Annotated in this window: 15 protein-coding genes and 3 tRNA genes; 7 read left to right on the top strand and 11 right to left on the bottom strand. The window is 40.6% G+C overall.

From position 1 onward, the window contains the following. Positions 1-35: 35 nt before the first annotated feature. Together H4K35_RS05965 and H4K35_RS05960 are read right to left on the bottom strand one after the other, a co-directional pair. Positions 36-920 carry an adenylosuccinate synthetase gene (locus H4K35_RS05965; protein ID WP_182626468.1) on the bottom strand — a complete coding sequence of 295 codons (885 nt, stop codon included), beginning with the start codon at positions 918-920 and terminating at the stop codon, positions 36-38. Positions 921-1,069: 149 nt separating this feature from the next. Beyond that, positions 1,070-1,267, bottom strand: a complete 198-nt coding sequence (locus tag H4K35_RS05960; protein WP_182626467.1) for a hypothetical protein — start codon at positions 1,265-1,267, stop codon at positions 1,070-1,072. Between the two features lie 415 nt (positions 1,268-1,682). On the opposite strand from H4K35_RS05960, the gene H4K35_RS05955 reads away from it, so the two are divergent. From H4K35_RS05955 to H4K35_RS05935, 5 genes are all read left to right on the top strand, one after another. After that, positions 1,683-2,510 (top strand): phosphatase PAP2 family protein, encoded by an 828-nt coding sequence (locus tag H4K35_RS05955; protein ID WP_182626466.1) that lies wholly within the window; start codon positions 1,683-1,685, stop codon positions 2,508-2,510. Next, positions 2,497-4,032: a phosphoethanolamine--lipid A transferase EptA gene (eptA, locus tag H4K35_RS05950; protein ID WP_182626465.1), complete on the top strand. Its 1,536-nt coding sequence runs from the start codon at positions 2,497-2,499 to the stop codon at positions 4,030-4,032. Before H4K35_RS05955 ends, eptA begins: the two co-directional genes overlap by 14 nt. 131 nt (positions 4,033-4,163) lie before the next feature. Next, entirely contained in the window at positions 4,164-4,754 is a 591-nt protein-coding gene (locus H4K35_RS05945; protein WP_182626464.1) for a porin family protein, read from the top strand. Positions 4,755-4,954: 200 nt separating this feature from the next. After that, positions 4,955-5,992: a sensor histidine kinase gene (locus tag H4K35_RS05940; RefSeq protein WP_255492373.1), complete on the top strand. Its 1,038-nt coding sequence runs from the start codon at positions 4,955-4,957 to the stop codon at positions 5,990-5,992. After that, complete coding sequence (locus H4K35_RS05935) at positions 5,979-6,719, top strand: LytTR family DNA-binding domain-containing protein (protein WP_182626462.1); 741 nt, start codon at positions 5,979-5,981, stop codon at positions 6,717-6,719. Before H4K35_RS05940 ends, H4K35_RS05935 begins: the two co-directional genes overlap by 14 nt. 77 nt (positions 6,720-6,796) lie before the next feature. Here H4K35_RS05935 and H4K35_RS05930 read toward each other — a convergent pair whose 3' ends face one another. Beyond that, entirely contained in the window at positions 6,797-7,702 is a 906-nt protein-coding gene (locus H4K35_RS05930; RefSeq protein WP_182626461.1) for a DUF6268 family outer membrane beta-barrel protein, read from the bottom strand. A 183-nt stretch (positions 7,703-7,885) separates the two neighbouring features. Here H4K35_RS05930 and H4K35_RS05925 point away from each other — a divergent pair, with 183 nt between their 5' ends. After that, positions 7,886-9,319 (top strand): PLP-dependent aminotransferase family protein, encoded by a 1,434-nt coding sequence (locus tag H4K35_RS05925; RefSeq protein ID WP_182626460.1) that lies wholly within the window; start codon positions 7,886-7,888, stop codon positions 9,317-9,319. 14 nt (positions 9,320-9,333) lie between these two features. On the opposite strand, the gene H4K35_RS05920 is transcribed toward H4K35_RS05925, so the two are convergent. The 4 genes from H4K35_RS05920 to H4K35_RS05905 all read right to left on the bottom strand — a co-directional run bounded on the left by H4K35_RS05920 (position 9,334) and on the right by H4K35_RS05905 (position 10,523). After that, the gene (locus tag H4K35_RS05920; RefSeq protein ID WP_182626459.1) at positions 9,334-9,999 is read right to left on the bottom strand and encodes a phosphatidylserine decarboxylase family protein; all 666 of its coding nucleotides are present in this window, start codon (positions 9,997-9,999) and stop codon (positions 9,334-9,336) included. A 124-nt stretch (positions 10,000-10,123) separates the two neighbouring features. Beyond that, positions 10,124-10,196: transfer RNA gene (locus tag H4K35_RS05915), tRNA-Cys, on the bottom strand. Positions 10,197-10,257: 61 nt separating this feature from the next. Then, positions 10,258-10,327, bottom strand: a tRNA-Cys gene (locus H4K35_RS05910). Positions 10,328-10,453: 126 nt separating this feature from the next. Then, a tRNA-Cys gene (locus H4K35_RS05905) sits at positions 10,454-10,523 on the bottom strand. Positions 10,524-10,951: 428 nt separating this feature from the next. On the opposite strand from H4K35_RS05905, the gene H4K35_RS05900 reads away from it, so the two are divergent. Continuing rightward, on the top strand, positions 10,952-11,182 hold the full coding sequence (locus H4K35_RS05900; protein WP_182626458.1) for a thioredoxin family protein: 231 nt from the start codon (positions 10,952-10,954) through the stop codon (positions 11,180-11,182). Positions 11,183-11,274: 92 nt separating this feature from the next. Here H4K35_RS05900 and H4K35_RS05895 read toward each other — a convergent pair whose 3' ends face one another. Genes H4K35_RS05895 through H4K35_RS05880 form a run of 4 tightly spaced genes read right to left on the bottom strand, consistent with a single transcriptional unit; the run spans position 11,275 to position 15,108 of the window. Further along, entirely contained in the window at positions 11,275-11,685 is a 411-nt protein-coding gene (locus H4K35_RS05895) for a cytochrome C (RefSeq protein WP_182626457.1), read from the bottom strand. Beyond that, positions 11,669-11,956 (bottom strand): hypothetical protein, encoded by a 288-nt coding sequence (locus tag H4K35_RS05890; protein ID WP_182626456.1) that lies wholly within the window; start codon positions 11,954-11,956, stop codon positions 11,669-11,671. Before H4K35_RS05890 ends, H4K35_RS05895 begins: the two co-directional genes overlap by 17 nt. Then, complete coding sequence (locus H4K35_RS05885; RefSeq protein ID WP_182626455.1) at positions 11,953-12,969, bottom strand: cbb3-type cytochrome c oxidase subunit II; 1,017 nt, start codon at positions 12,967-12,969, stop codon at positions 11,953-11,955. Before H4K35_RS05885 ends, H4K35_RS05890 begins: the two co-directional genes overlap by 4 nt. 9 nt (positions 12,970-12,978) lie before the next feature. Further along, entirely contained in the window at positions 12,979-15,108 is a 2,130-nt protein-coding gene (locus tag H4K35_RS05880; protein WP_182626454.1) for a cbb3-type cytochrome c oxidase subunit I, read from the bottom strand. Positions 15,109-15,209: the final 101 nt, after the last annotated feature.

Raw genomic sequence — 15,209 nt, 5'->3', positions numbered from 1 at the left:
AAAAAATCATCTTAAGATTACTCATCACATCTGCATCACATAACTTGCATAACTAATTGTAAATCAACAGATATAAGATATTGTATCGGGAAAATACCCTCTCCCACACGAGTGGTATACGCTTTTAGTACACCATAAATCTCGCCTATTTTGGTTGGTGAAACCCCCAATCCAGTACAAGCACCTCCAGCAATTGTACTCGAAGACGTCACATAGGGATACGTCCCGTGATCAATATCTAACATGCTGGCTTGAGCTCCTTCTGCCAACACTTTTTTTCCTTCGTTTAAGGCTTGATTCACATACAATTCCGTATCAACAATCGACAGTTTTTTTACAAACGCTACAGCTGATAGGAACTCCTCTACCAAATCCTCATACGCAGGCAAGGTACAACCGAAAGCCTCTAGTTCGCGATAGTGGCGCTGTGTAATAGAACGGAAATCTGCCTCAAATTGAGCGCTATATACATCACCTACACGCAAATTCTGACGTAAGATCTTATGGGCATAAGCGGGAGCAATTCCATTTTTTGTTGTTCCAATTGTGCGATAATCTGGATTTTCTTCGTAAACGATATCAAAATACTTGTGGGTGGGAAGAACCAAATGCGCCTTGGCCGAGATCATCAAGCGCTCTGATACATTTAAAGTCGGATCAAGCCTACACAATACAGCTAACTCTTCTTGCAATTGAATTGGATTAACCACAACACCCGTCCCAATAACATTGAGGGTCTGGGGATAAAAAACACCTGATGGCAATAATTTCAACGTTACTTTTTGCTTGTGGTAATAGATGCTATGACCAGCATTTGCACCTCCATTAAAACGCGCAATTACGTCATACCTACTGCAAATGTGATCAATGAATTTGCCTTTTCCTTCATCTCCCCATTGGAGTCCAACTAAAATATCCATATGCCTCTTGTTTATTGTTTTGAATGTTAAACAACAAAAATAAGCTGGCTAATGAAGGGGGCAATTGTCAAATGACAAAAAAGGAAATACTGTTCTATTTTACAATAAAACACTATAGACCAGCACGTTTAGAACTGATCAACGACAATTTAAGGTGTACATTGATCAAATTTAACGCGTAAATACTCGTCAAATACTTGAGTTTTTACACGTGTTTCTCGCAAAGAATCGGCCATTACAAGTTCCAAAGACGGCTTAGCTACCTCTTTCTTCAAGTCATTTGCTCTAGTGCTCATAAAAACAATGAGAGCTAATACTCCTACAACAAATCCGATTGTAAACTTCATGTACTTTGCAATTTAGTAGCGCCTAATGTAGGAAAAAAAAAGACAAAAGAAAAGTTTTAATCCTAGTCCTGGCCTATTAGAACTATATAGTTATTATTTACAATCCCATTATTCACTATATCGTTTTTTAAGGAGGGGTCAACCATGAACTGATTCACTGTTTGCCATATATAATAAACAACTATTTTTCTACAATCTTATCTACTATTCAAATCAGTTCATCCCAAACCTTCCATTTCTTCTAAAGGTGGTATAGCTCTTGTTCAGTCTGCTTGGATGTTTTTTTCTCTTTTTTAACGACTAAGATCCCTCCTGAATAAAAGGATTTTTATCCTTCTTATTTAGCGATGATAGGGACATATGCTAGTTGTACACGTACGAAAAAGAAACAACTAATACTGCTAACCTCTTGAACATGAACAAATACATTTCAACTACCACCCACCAACCGCGATATATCTTATTTATCGCACCTATACTCCTATTGTGCGCTATTGCCCTGCTGCTGTATCATTGGGATGCACTTTCGGTAAAAGGGTATATCTACATACAGAAAGAATGGTTTTATTTTATCAATGCCTACTTAAAAGAACATCCACAAATGATCTTCAACTTAACACAAATTGGAGATGCCATGATATTTCTATCTTTTCTGACGTTTTTACTGCGTTATGCTCCAAAAATATGGGAATCCATTATCACGGCTTTACTAATTTCTATGCTGTTAACCCTTTCATTAAAAGAGAGCTTTTCCATTCCTAGACCAGCCAAAATATTTGATTATAAAACTTTTACCATAATTGGCGAAAAATTAATAGGTTCTACTAGTTGTCCCTCTGGTCATTCGATTACTATTTTTACGATCCTGACAGTCTTGTTATTTACCCTTGTTCCCAAAAATGCAAGCTACCGCCTTCCCTATTTCATTTGTGCGATAAGCATGGGGTTGCTCTTTGCCTTTACACGTGTTGCCGTTGGAGCCCATTACCCCTTAGATGTGATCATTGGTTGCATATTGGGCTATTTATCAGGACTTCTAGGAGTATGTATTACTCAAAAATACACCTTATGGCCCTGGATCCACCAAAAAAAATATTATCCCCTTTTGCTGCTTTTATTGCTTTGTTGTAGCATCGCCCTCATCGTGCGGATTCTCCAGGACAACCTATTCATATACTATTGTGCGCTAGTGAGCGTAACCTATTCCTCTTATAAAATTGCAAAAGTCTATGTTCAAAAATAAACCTACAACCTCACTGATTGCCCTTTGGATGAGTGGACTCAACACCTTGTTGTTTCACTTTGCATTCTTTGATTTCGCCTATCAACAGCTTACATCTGGGATAGTCACCCGGCTACTACTCCTCCTTAGTTTAGTTGTGGTTATGCTTACAGCTAACTTTTTTGCTTTCTACTTGTTGTTCTCCCTCTCCCGTCGAATGGGTAAAATCGTACTCTCCCTCTTTTTTCTACTGAACGCTGTAGCGGTTTACTTTGTTCACACCTATCACATTCTTGTAGATGAAAGTATGATTTCCAATGTATTAAACACTAATTTAGAGGAATCTAGCAGTTTTTTCTCATGGAAACTTGTGTTATACACACTCCTCTTAGGGGGCATACCTAGTTTTTTGCTCTTTAAACTGAAAACTAAAAAAGAAAAACTACAAACCATACTTTGGCGCAGTGGTACGGCTCTGACAATCCTGCTGTTGATGGTGTTCATCAATGCCAAAAACATCCTTTGGATAGACAAGCATTCTAAGCAATTGGGGGGCTTGGCAATGCCTTGGTCCTACGTAGTCAACACCGCTTTGCATTACGCACATCAAGCGCAAAAAAACAAGAAAGAAATTCAATTACCCGATGCGAAGAACAGGCAAAACGCCATAGATGACCCGCAAAAAGCAGTAGTTATCTTAGTTATTGGCGAATCCGCAAGACGTCAAAACTTTTCTCTTTATGGGTACGCCAAAAATACGAATCCCTTGCTTTCTCAAACAGAAAATATCTATCCCTTTAAAGCCAATTCGTCTGCTACCTATACAACAGCAGGGGTAAAAAGCATTTTGGACTACAAGGATACGGATGATTTATACGAAATCTTACCCAACTATTTGTACCGCAATCAGGTGGATGTTATTTGGAAAACGACCAATTGGGGAGAACCGCCCCTCCACATTCTCAACTACCAAAACAAAGAAACCTTGATACGAAATTGCAGTAATGATGCCTGTGCATATGATGAAGTACTCCTAACTGGATTAAAGGAAGATATTGCAGGCAGTACAAAAGATAAAATACTACTTGTCTTACACAGCAGTACAAGCCATGGTCCGACCTATAGCAGCAAATATCCTCCCTCTTTTGAAGTTTTTAAACCCGTATGCAATAGTGTTGAGCTGGCTAACTGTTCACAAGAAGAACTAATCAACGCCTATGACAACACAATTGTGTATACAGACTATATACTCCACCGGGTAATTGAAGTTCTCAAAGACTTTCCCGACTACAAGCGCAGCCTGATTTTTGTATCCGATCACGGTGAATCATTGGGAGAAAACAGCCTGTATATGCATGGATTGCCCCTGCATATAGCCCCTAAAGAACAGTATGAAATTCCCTTTATCGTTTGGGTAGGCGACGCCAATCAAAAAGTAAAACCCTATTCCCAGCTTTCTCAACATCACGTCTTTCACAGTGTCCTACATTTTTCAAACCTTGAAAGCCCAATATACGACGAGCAGATGAATATTTTTGAATAAGTACAACTCCCTTCTATTTCAGTGGACCGCGATTTGTGAATTGTGATCAAAGCCTAGCGACCTTAGGTCAAAGAAGATTGGTCTATTACTCAAACTGAAGGTTCTTTGCTGCATCAATATAAATGTAAAACATGAAAGCAACTATCTTTAGTTTGTGTGCTTGTACGCTGGCATTATGCAGTTTAGACGCTTCAGCACAAAAAGCACAACATCCCTTTCGCTTAGGGGTGAAAGTTTCCTCTAATCACGCCAATATCGCGGGTAACTTAAAAAACTTGAGTACCTCTAGTGCACAAGGATTTTCTGCGGGGATTACCACGCAGTACCACTTCGACCGGCTTTTTATTCAGACGGACTTATTGTATAGCGAATCAAAATCGCCCGTGGAACACGCGTTTGTTCATCGAGCAAAATGGAAGAGTATCGATATTCCCATTGCCCTAGGCTATACGCTTTTGGACGTACAAAAAGTTAAAGTACACGTTTTAGCAGGAGGAATTTACAGTCAGATCATAGACGACCAGCTAAAGCTCACGGAAAACCTCGAACGATTTGACTATAGCCTCAATAAAAACAACGTAAAAGCGCAAATTGGCGCTGGCGTAACCGTGGGAGATTTTGTTGTAGAGCTAAAATATTCTCGCAGTTTAAACAACCTTTCAAAAGATATTAAATCCAAATCTAATCATTTACAAATAGGTCTAAGTTATATGTTCTTATAGTCGATGCACTATAGGGAATGGTTCTAAATTAAGTTTATGGTAGAGGCGAATAGGTATTCACCTCTACCATTTGTCAATTTATACCCACCAGTGGTCAAATTACACGTCCGTGAATCAAACGATTATCATTTATTTACCTTTGTAGTTTAAATACGATCGATCTCATGCATCCAACGATAAATATAACGAAACACAAAAGGTTGTTTTTTATTCTTTTTTGGTCTATAATCGCCCTTTCTGTATGGCCGTTTGTTCACGCCCATAATCGTCCGCTTTACTGGCTATTGCAATGTGCAGTGATGATGCTCTGTTTCATCAGCATCTCACATTACTTGAGCGATGTCGCCTTGCCTAAAGCCCTAAAAGAAGGAAAAATGAAGCGTTTTATTGTCTTATTCTTTGTGGGTATATTAGTTCTCAACGCATTGATGTCACTGTGCTTTACACTATTTCCCTACTTTATTGATGATACGGCAATGTTAGCTGACATGCAAGCCTCTTCATGGAGAGAGTACTACGTACATCGCCTATTTAGTTCTTTTCCCTCAGCCATGGCCGTTGTTACAACAACCTGTGGTATACGCTTCTATGAAGAACACTACAAAATCGAACAACTCAATGCCAAGTTGAAACAAGAACACCTAGAAGCCCAAATCAAACTACTTCAGGATCAAATCAACCCTCATTTGATGTTTAACGTCCTCAATCACATTCACATTCTCATGCAAAACAACGTTGAACTCGCGTCAACTGTTTTACTAAAATTCTCCGATATTTTGCGTTATCAGCTGTATGAATGCAACCAAAAACAGGTATTCCTTCATCAGGAAATGCGCTATTTACAAGATTTAGTCGCCATCGAACAAGTGCGCTGGCAAGACGAATTAGCCGTTACATGCACGTGGGAAATTGACAATAGACAGCTGAAAATTGTGCCTTTACTGTTGGTTCCCTTGATTGAAAATGCCTTTAAACATGTCTCCCGCTTACCCCATCAACAAGGCTATGTGCGCATGAGCTGTATCGAAAAACAAAATGTCTTACATTTGGATATTGAAAATTCGTACAACCCTCGTTTTAAACGAGAAAAACAACAAGGTGGCATCGGCATTGCCAATATTACTGAACGGCTAAAAATTCAATATCCCGATCAACACTTTTTAACCATTACAACAGGTGAAGACAACTACGCGGTTTCACTTCAAATTAATTTAAATCACGCCCATGCTAACACCTAAAAGCCCCCATTTGCTCAACTGTTTAGTCATTGACGATGAGCCTTTAGCCCGACGATCTATCGTCGATTACATTGCCAAAGTTGATTTCTTATCAACCAAAGCCTCTTGCGGATCAGCACTTGAAGCTCAGGAACTAATTAGCAATGAAAAGTTCGATTTACTCTTCCTAGACATCAATATGCCCTATTTATCAGGCATTGACTTCTTAGAATCAATTAGCAACCCGCCCTTAGTAATTTTCACAACTGCCTATTCTGAACACGCCTTGGATGGTTATCGCTTGCAAATCGTGGATTACCTCTTAAAACCTATTGGGTTCAAACGATTTTATCAAGCAGCTTTAAAAGCCAAAGAACTATACGAGCTCAAAAACCAAAACAAAGAAGAAGTCGGACTCGCCGACAGCACAATGTTTATAAAACACGAAGATAGCTTTGTCAAAATTCAATGGCCCGATATTTTCTACATTGAAGCCATGCAAAATTACGTGAAAATACACACCCATCAGAAGAGTTATGTCATTCACCAAACCATGGTAGCTTTGGAAGAATTACTTCCCAAAGAACACTTCTTCCGCATACACAAATCGTATTTGATTAACGTCAATCACATTTGTTCAATTTCAGGGAATAGGGTTTTGATTAACAACACCCAACTGCCTTTAGCTCGACTTCGAAAAGAAGCTTTACTCAACGATATTATCTACAAGAATTTACTGAGTAAATAAGACCAAAAGGGCTATTTTAAAGCAATATACCTTTACTTTAAAATAGCCCTTTTACTCCTTGTATTTCAATACTTCACTTACAAACTCCACCTCAACTTAACAGCTCCATAAAACGTAGTAGTAAATCGGGGATCTGCTTCTTTCTTCTCCTTAAAAATATTCTTTATTTTTCGTTCATTAAAAGAAAACGAGCGTACCAACGAACTACCTGTAGTTAGTGATAGAGTGAGGTTTTTGTTAAACTTGAACTCCGGTCGGAATCCCGCGACAATCTGCTGAAATCCCAACAAAATATCTTTGTCGTCTTTCTTAATGTTAGCAGTCATCCCTTGTAAATCGACTGCTACTTTCAGATCGACGATTTCACTTACTTTATAACCAAATTCCGCCCCTTGAGGGAAAGCAACGCGAACGAAGAAATCACCATGGGTTTCCCAACTAAAATAGATTCCAGGCAAGACCATAGGAACACCAAAGCTATTCGTTAAGACTGGACCAACCCCCAAAGCGACATTGTCGTTAAAGTGTTTGATAAAAAATACACCGCCTTGACCTAAAATTGCTTCAGACCTAATTTCTTTTCGATCAGCATAAACCCCTACAGTTCCCATCATTAATAAAGACCACGAGTCACTAATCGATCGGAAGTGTTTAAATCCAATCTGGGCATTTAACAATTCCGTGGGAAACAAATCTTCCTCATAACGCCTATGCTGCATCTTGGCATAGGCCCCTTGTGCAACGAAAGACCATGTGCGCGGTTTACCCCTGTGATCCATACGCGTAGACAACGGTATTTCAATATTTAATTCTACGCGTCTAAAATCTGTTTGTGCGGGAGTTTTCACACTGTCTATAGGTCTGACATAATTGGAAAAGGGAACGTAATCCACCTTAAACTCCCCTCTTAAATGATCCTGTGCGTGTAGCGATAAACCACACAAAATCAGCATACAGTACATTATAAATACAGCTGTTTTCATATTTGTTATTTTGGTGCAAAACAACTCTAAAACCAAAGCTAAAGCCACATTCTTTTGACCAATGGTAGTATTTTGTTGATGACTAGATGGTTGAGCATTTACCATAAAACTAGATTCTTCACTAAATATTGCTTACATTTGGTCTATTAACTATCACATATACTAACCACTCAACTAGTCCACATGAAAAGGCTTTGGAACTTAGAAATTCGATTAGATCAAACGGCTGAAAAACCAATTTACTTGCAAATTGCAGATGCAATTATTGAGGCGATCCAACAAGGCAGGCTCCACAAAGGAGATATATTACCTAGTACGAGGACCTTAGCGAGTACAATAGGTGTGAACCGCAATACCATTGTGAAAGCGCTGAGTGTACTTTTAGATGAAGAATGGCTCATATCGCTAGAGCGCAAAGGGATTTACATCGCGCAAACCATGCCGCAAGTGCGTCCGCAAAAACCTAAGCAAGCGAGTCCAACAGCTGCGGATGCTCCTTTTCAGCATCCAGCTCCACTAGTTTTTGACAATGGTTATCCCGATAGTAAGATTGTTCCAATAAAGGAATTAGCACGTGCCTATCGACAAATTTTTAATCGAAATGCCAAATGGCAAATGATGGGGTATGCCAATGCAGAAGGAGATCCACGATTCATACAGCATATCGCTCATATGCTCAACCATCAAAGAGGGATGCAGGTCAAAGAAGATCGCGTTTGTATAACCCGAGGGGGGCAAATGGCAATTTACTTAATTGCTCAGTGTTTACTCCAAAAAGGAGATGCTATTTTAGTAGAAAACCCAGGATATCAATCGGCATGGCAAGCCTTTGAACGCGCAGGCGCTACATTAATCCCCATTGAAGTAGATGCCGAAGGAATCTCTACCACAGCCCTGCGACAACAGTTGGAAAATAACCCCAATATAAAGGCCGTGTACCTCACCCCTCACCATCAATTTCCAACAACCGTTACCTTGAGTTTACAAAGGCGATTGGAGCTTATCCAACTCGCCAATACCTATAATTTTACAGTTATTGAGGACGATTACGACAATGAATTTCACTATACCTATCGCCCCGTACTTCCCTTGTGTAGCTATACTGAATTGCAAAACTATGTGTATATAGGCACACTGAGTAAAGTCGTAGCACCAGCTTTGCGCATTGGCTTTTTAGTTAGCAGTCAGCTTGCGCTTATTGAAGCGATTACACAATTGAGAAAAATCATTGACATTCAAGGCGATCGCATTATGGAACAAGCCGTACTTCAATTAATTGAAGACGGCATGCTAAGAAAACATATTAAAAAAGCGACAAGTTTATACAAAGAGAAAAGAGAGGCTATGCTTGAATTTATCCAGCGCTACATGGGTGATACTGTTACGTATACAATTCCCGATGGCGGCTTGGCTTTTTGGCTCAAGCCCAACAAATCCGTAGACTATACACGTCTGTTACAACAACTAAAAGAAAGAGGCGTCCAATTGGTCAATCCCAATGATTATTATAGGGCTCCGACTTCTTCCGATGGCTTGCGATTGAGTTTTGGCACCCTTTCTATCGATGAATTAGAAAGAGGTGTTCGAATCATAGGAGAATGTCTTAGAGCCCAATAGTCAAAGGTCTACATCTACTCTTGCCATTTCGCCAATGGGGTGACGCCTCCTTGCACTTTATCTCCTAGTTTTACCTCAACCTTACAGCTGATAGGTAGTAGTAAATCTACACGTGAGCCGAACTTGATGAATCCCATTTGATCCGTCTGTTCTACAACCGTCTTAGGCGTCAAGTAATTGACAATGCGGTTGGCCAAAGCCCCAGCAATTTGTTTGGCTAATACTTCCTGGCCATTTTTATGTCGATAGACCACGCTATGTCTTTCGTTTTCCGTAGATGATTTTGGATGCCAGGCTACTAAGTGTTTCCCCTTGTGATACTGACTGTACACTACTTCCCCTTGGATGGGATTTAAGTTGACATGCACATTGAACACACTCATAAATACAGACACCTGTAACCGCTTTTCTGTGAAATACTCATCTGCCTCTACTTCTTCTATCACAACGACCGTTCCGTCGCAAGGTGCAACTATACACCCCTCATCCTTGGTCATTACTCGGGAAGGAATGCGAAAAAAGAAAATGACTAACCCCCATAACCCTAGGGTTATCAACAAAACCAATACTTTTACAAGCACTAACTTCTCGCTAATTAAATAATAAGCCCCTCCGTTAACTAGGAGTAAAACGATACTCGCTATCGCAATGGATCCTCTTCCTTCTTTGTGTATTTTCATGCTATTCCCGTTTTAAGTAATCGCCATCTCCATCTTTGCTGCATTCAATTAAAAAAATGACACCATTGAATAGGCGCAGCAAAAGACAAGATGGTTGTAAAAAATTAAGATGATATTGTTTGTTTGGAGGTTCTGGTTGGATTCGAACCAACCTACTAACTCTTGCGGAGTTAGGCCTACCACTCGGCCACAGAACCATGTTTTGATTTATTGTATCGGTTACTACTCACCACTTACTACTCACCATTCACTAATTCGAGGTTCTGGTTGGATTCGAACCAACCTACTAACTCTTGCGGAATTAGGCCTACCACTCAGCCACAGAACCATGTTTTGATTTATTATATTCGGTTAACCACTTACCACTCACCACTTACCACTTACCACTCACCACTCACCTCTCACCACTTACTACTTACTACTCACCACTTACCACTCACCATTCACTAATTCGAGGTTCTGGTTGGATTCGAACCAACCTACTAACTCTTGCGGAGCTAGGCCTACCAATCAGCCACAGAACCATGTTTTGATTTATTGTATTCGGTTTACAGTTTACCACTTACTACTTACCTCTCACCACTTACCACTCACCACTTACCACTTACTACTTACCTCTCACCACTTACCACTCACCACTTACTACTCACCACTTACCTCTCACCACTCACCACTCACCACTCACCACTTACCTCTCACCACTTACCTCTCACCACTTACCTCTCACCACTCACCACAGAACCATTTGTTTTCTGATACAAACATACGGGCACTTTTTCTGATCTGACTCATACAGAATTGGTATTTACTAGCTGGTCCAGTTTAGGAATAGCAAAACAAGCTGTCACTGCTGGACTAGGGCTATATTCCCATTCTGCACCAGTATAACCTTCAAAAATCACTCTATTTTTGCCCTGTAATGCTATAATAATCAATTAAATAAATCAACAAAATGGAAAAAGTACTTTTTTATCATGCGGGATGTCCAGTATGTGTTAGTGCAGAACAGGACCTTTTACATCTAATCACGGATCATCAAATTGAGATTGTACACCTTGGAGAAGAAAAATCCAGAATACAAGAAGCAGAAGACTATGGAGTTCAATCTGTACCTGCGATTGTCTTGGCCAATGGCAATGTCTTACACCTCAACTTTGGTGCCTCAATCAAGGATCTGAAGTAGATTAGATACATCCATAAAAAAACGCTGCGTTTCACAAACCAGCGTTTTTTTTTGCACCTGCCATTCTCACTATAACCACTTCTGCTATAGGGTTACACTCCCGCATTGGGCAAGTAACGCACCATATAGTACAACCCCCAAGCAATTACCACAATTACTGTAATCCATACCCAATACGGTATACTTTGAGGGGTTTCACTCCCTATGATCAAAAAATCTTTTTGATCAGCTTTTCCATAAGCATTGACCATAATATTGACGATGCCATCTACTATCCCACCTTCTTTCATTCCCTCCACTTCAATAGCAGGGCCATTTCGAACAATAAAGGGGATTTTTCGAATCCCTTCTTTTCCGGTATGATCCTTACTGACAATGGTCAGCAGATGATCGCCATCAACCAGCTTATGGGTATCCAACGCAAAGGTAATGGGCGTATCTAAAACAGCAATAGGTTGCGGTTCTTCATCAAGGAAGAGGTATACTTTACTTTTTTGTTCCATAATACAACGCATTTAAAACAGTTCTCTTAATGTGATCCTCATTGCGTTCTCCTGGCTTAATCAACCATTTAACCGAAAAAAACAACGTCAGGACAACCACTACTGCAACCACTGCAATAATGAGATAATCCCATTGGCTATCCGGGCCTGATCCGTGTACAATTCCCTTTAGTACTTTGGGTTGGTTGCGTTCACACACCGGACACGCCATTAAGGTAGCGGTGCTGAGGAAAGTGAGTATTCCAGCTGTTATATTTTGTTTTGCTTTCATTGTTTTGCTTTCATTTCGTTAATATAATCCATGATTTCTTTTACTTGTTCTACGCTGACTAAAGGGGCCTGATTTCCCCAATTGTTTCGCTCGTAATTGACTATGGCTGTTACTTCTTTTGCAGTCCAATTGAGGTTGCTTCCCACAGCAGGCATAACGCCGTATTCTCCACGGGCATCGTATCCATTCATGATAATATCCACAAAGAGTTGCAGGTTATCATCCAGCACAACGGGACTGTTTTTGAGTGGCGGAAATGCACCAGCTAAACCTTCGCCATTCATTTGATGGCAAGAAGCACAATTGGTAGCATAGAGGTTTTTGCCGTCTATACCTGTATCTGATTCCCCTTGTGTAGATTGCGTTGTCGCTTTATCCTTCAATGGATATAGAAACTCGGGAGCTACAGTGGCTTCGGGTAATTTTGCTTGTTTCAATTCCCGCAAATAAGCCACGAGATCAAGTGCCTTTTCCGTGGCGATAACCTGGCCTTTCGCGCTATTGGCAAATCCTTCAGGAACTGAAACTACCACATCAGTATCGGAGGGGTTGTGTTTGTATTGAAACAAGAACGGATAAGCGGGCATAACTGATTCTTTAACCACAATTCTCGGGTTAAATAAATGCACGAGATGCCAGTCGATACTCGGTTGTCGGGTACCTATATCTGTTAAATCAGGTCCTGTGCGTTCGGTTCCCATTAACGTAGCAGTATTGGTCCATAGGTCCATCCGCTTATTTCCCGCATAATCGGCTGACATAGAAGGCCTACTTCCCCATTTTCGGTCCATTTCTACATTGCGCACTTGCTGGCTGTGACAAGCGACGCATCCATTGGCAATAAACACCTTTTTACCGCGCATAGCCGCCTCACTTAAAGGTTCCGCATCCGGTAATGGTTGTATCCTCGACTGATTGTCTAAGGCCGGTAAAATCGCTACAAAAAGCGTTAATACAACAAACAAAACACTGGCAACGAGGTATAATTTTTTATGATTATTGAAGATCTCCATAACTAAACATTAAGAATTTGAACTAGACTTGATTTGCTCTTGTAATTTTTCAAGTGCGAGCGTTGCGATTGCGGTTTCCTTTAGGGGAATTGATCGCGTCATCCTGTAAAAATTAAAGGCGAAAAACAAATGTGAGACCCACATTAAACTACCGCCTATCGCACGCCAGAGCCAATAGGGCATCATCAGCTTAACGCTTTCGATAAACGCAGCGTCTCCCATCCACAAGATTCCGCGTAGGGTTCCGCCATACATCAAGGGGATGGAATAGAAAAGCAATCCAATAAGCGCTAGCCAAAAATGAGCGCCTACTGTTATTTGAGGAGCTTCTTTTCCCGTTAACTGCGGCACTAATGCATAAATACCTCCCCACAGCAAAAAGGCAATAATCCCATACATGGTTAAATGCGAATGCGCTACCGTAAAATCAGTAAAGTGCCACAGTAAATTGGTAAAGCGAAAGGATTCTGCTGTTCCTTGAAGCGAGCCTGTAAAGTAAAAGATAATACCCACCACAAAAAAAGGAACAGTATAGCTATCCCTTACCTTATGCCAGGCTCCTCTGAAGGTCATAATGAAATTTGTTGTCCCCGCAACGACAGGAATAACCATTCCCACACTGGCCACAATCGCCACCGTTTGCAACCACCACGGAATAGCACTGAATACAAAGTGATGCGTGCCTATTAGCGTATAAAAAAGAATTTGTGTCCAAAAAGCTAAGATTCCTAAGCTGTAGGAGTAAATGGGTTTATTGAGCTGTTGAGGGACGAAGTAGTACACAATACCCAAGGTAAATAGCATAAACCACATACCCACTGCTTGATGCATATAGTAGCCTTGTACGATGGTTTCTCCTAATCCATCTTGCCATTGGGGTAAATAGCCTACTAGGGCAACAATCGTAATAAAAATAACCGCAGAGACAATATACCAATTCGAAATATAGATTTCTTTTGTTTTGCGCTGGGCAATCGTTCGAAGGTAATTGCGCAGTGTAAAATACAATCCTAGGGCAAAGAGTAACATAATCGGCCAAATGTACTCGCGATATTCTCCTCCTCCATTGTTGATCCCTGCCAGTAAGCTCAGGGATCCAACTAACACAGAAGCATTGATTAATACAAGGGAATACCACGCCCATTTATAACTGGCTAAAGCGGTATTACTTACCCTGGGAACAATATAGTACCCCAAGCCAATCATCCCTAGTGAAGACCACCCCCAAAAAACGGCATTCGTGTGTACTGGGCGCAGTCGACCAAAACTCAACCAACTAGTCTGATCTAGATCAGGAGCGATAAACTTGAGACCCAAATATTCACCAACAGTCGTACCAAAAAGCAACCAAAAGCTAGCTGTTCCCAAAAACCACAAAATCAGCTGGGTAAGCTTGGGATCAATGTCCAAGCTTTTGTCATTTCTCCTCTTTGCTGCTACAACAGCTATAGCATCCCCTTCTTGCGCCTGTAGCAATCCTTTCTTATCCATTGCAGCTTGAGTACCCGACAATTCCCGATTTGAAAGCGTATAGTCCAACGCTTCTTTTCGCTGCATGAATACCTCTAAATCCTCTTCGGATAGATGCTCAAAATAGTGCAACAAGTCATCAACTTCTTGCTTTTGCAACTTTTGTCGTTGTCGCTTGATCACGTGGTAGATCTGAAATGCCATCATCCAAATTCCCAATATAATGGGAATGGCAATTAATACAATAATAATCCAAATTCCTGGCTCTTTCAAAAGTGGACGATCCGCCAACCGCATTGTTGTTTGGGCCTCGGCAACCTGCGAAAAAAGAAACCCCAAGATCAAGAGTACAACCCTTTGCTTTGAGCGCGTGAATTGTGCCAATACCTTGAGCTGTCCTGATTTTAAATAGGCAAAATAACGCCTAACATCCGCAGGTTTTTTTTGATGCTCTTGATAGGAATGCAACAATTCCCTTGCTTCCAAGTACAAAAAACCAAAAGCAAGGAGTACCAGTACCCCCATTAAAATCAATAGTATTCCCACACCATTACTCCAATCAAACGCAAAAGACAAGGGTTTCATACTTGGTGTCTCTATCGCAATTGCTGGTGTAATAAAAAAGGCACCACAGGGAGCCGTACACGTTGTAAAAAAGACAGTTTTCATTCTATTTATGTATTACAGTTTATTTCAAAGACAAATCAATCCCATCCTCCTACTCCATCTTCCGATCGATGGATTTGAGGCTGCTTCTATTTCGAATTGAC

This window comes from Myroides sp. NP-2 (assembly GCF_014145665.1).
Taxonomy (GTDB): domain Bacteria; phylum Bacteroidota; class Bacteroidia; order Flavobacteriales; family Flavobacteriaceae; genus Flavobacterium.
The sequence above is the reverse complement of the archived record's forward strand: the minus strand, read 5'-3'. Positions and strand labels throughout refer to the sequence as shown.

Excerpts from the sequence above, each read along its gene's own strand:
- H4K35_RS05965 (WP_182626468.1), bottom strand. The coding sequence starts at position 920 with ATGGATATTTTAGTTGGACTCCAATGGGGAGATGAAGGAAAAGGCAAA.
- H4K35_RS05960 (WP_182626467.1), bottom strand. The coding sequence starts at position 1,267 with ATGAAGTTTACAATCGGATTTGTTGTAGGAGTATTAGCTCTCATTGTT.
- H4K35_RS05955 (WP_182626466.1), top strand. The coding sequence starts at position 1,683 with ATGAACAAATACATTTCAACTACCACCCACCAACCGCGATATATCTTA.
- eptA (WP_182626465.1), top strand. The coding sequence starts at position 2,497 with ATGTTCAAAAATAAACCTACAACCTCACTGATTGCCCTTTGGATGAGT.
- H4K35_RS05945 (WP_182626464.1), top strand. The coding sequence starts at position 4,164 with ATGAAAGCAACTATCTTTAGTTTGTGTGCTTGTACGCTGGCATTATGC.
- H4K35_RS05935 (WP_182626462.1), top strand. The coding sequence starts at position 5,979 with ATGCTAACACCTAAAAGCCCCCATTTGCTCAACTGTTTAGTCATTGAC.
- H4K35_RS05930 (WP_182626461.1), bottom strand. The coding sequence starts at position 7,702 with ATGAAAACAGCTGTATTTATAATGTACTGTATGCTGATTTTGTGTGGT.
- H4K35_RS05925 (WP_182626460.1), top strand. The coding sequence starts at position 7,886 with ATGAAAAGGCTTTGGAACTTAGAAATTCGATTAGATCAAACGGCTGAA.
- H4K35_RS05920 (WP_182626459.1), bottom strand. The coding sequence starts at position 9,999 with ATGAAAATACACAAAGAAGGAAGAGGATCCATTGCGATAGCGAGTATC.
- H4K35_RS05900 (WP_182626458.1), top strand. The coding sequence starts at position 10,952 with ATGGAAAAAGTACTTTTTTATCATGCGGGATGTCCAGTATGTGTTAGT.
- H4K35_RS05895 (WP_182626457.1), bottom strand. The coding sequence starts at position 11,685 with ATGGAACAAAAAAGTAAAGTATACCTCTTCCTTGATGAAGAACCGCAA.
- H4K35_RS05890 (WP_182626456.1), bottom strand. The coding sequence starts at position 11,956 with ATGAAAGCAAAACAAAATATAACAGCTGGAATACTCACTTTCCTCAGC.
- H4K35_RS05885 (WP_182626455.1), bottom strand. The coding sequence starts at position 12,969 with ATGGAGATCTTCAATAATCATAAAAAATTATACCTCGTTGCCAGTGTT.
- H4K35_RS05880 (WP_182626454.1), bottom strand. The coding sequence starts at position 15,108 with ATGAAAACTGTCTTTTTTACAACGTGTACGGCTCCCTGTGGTGCCTTT.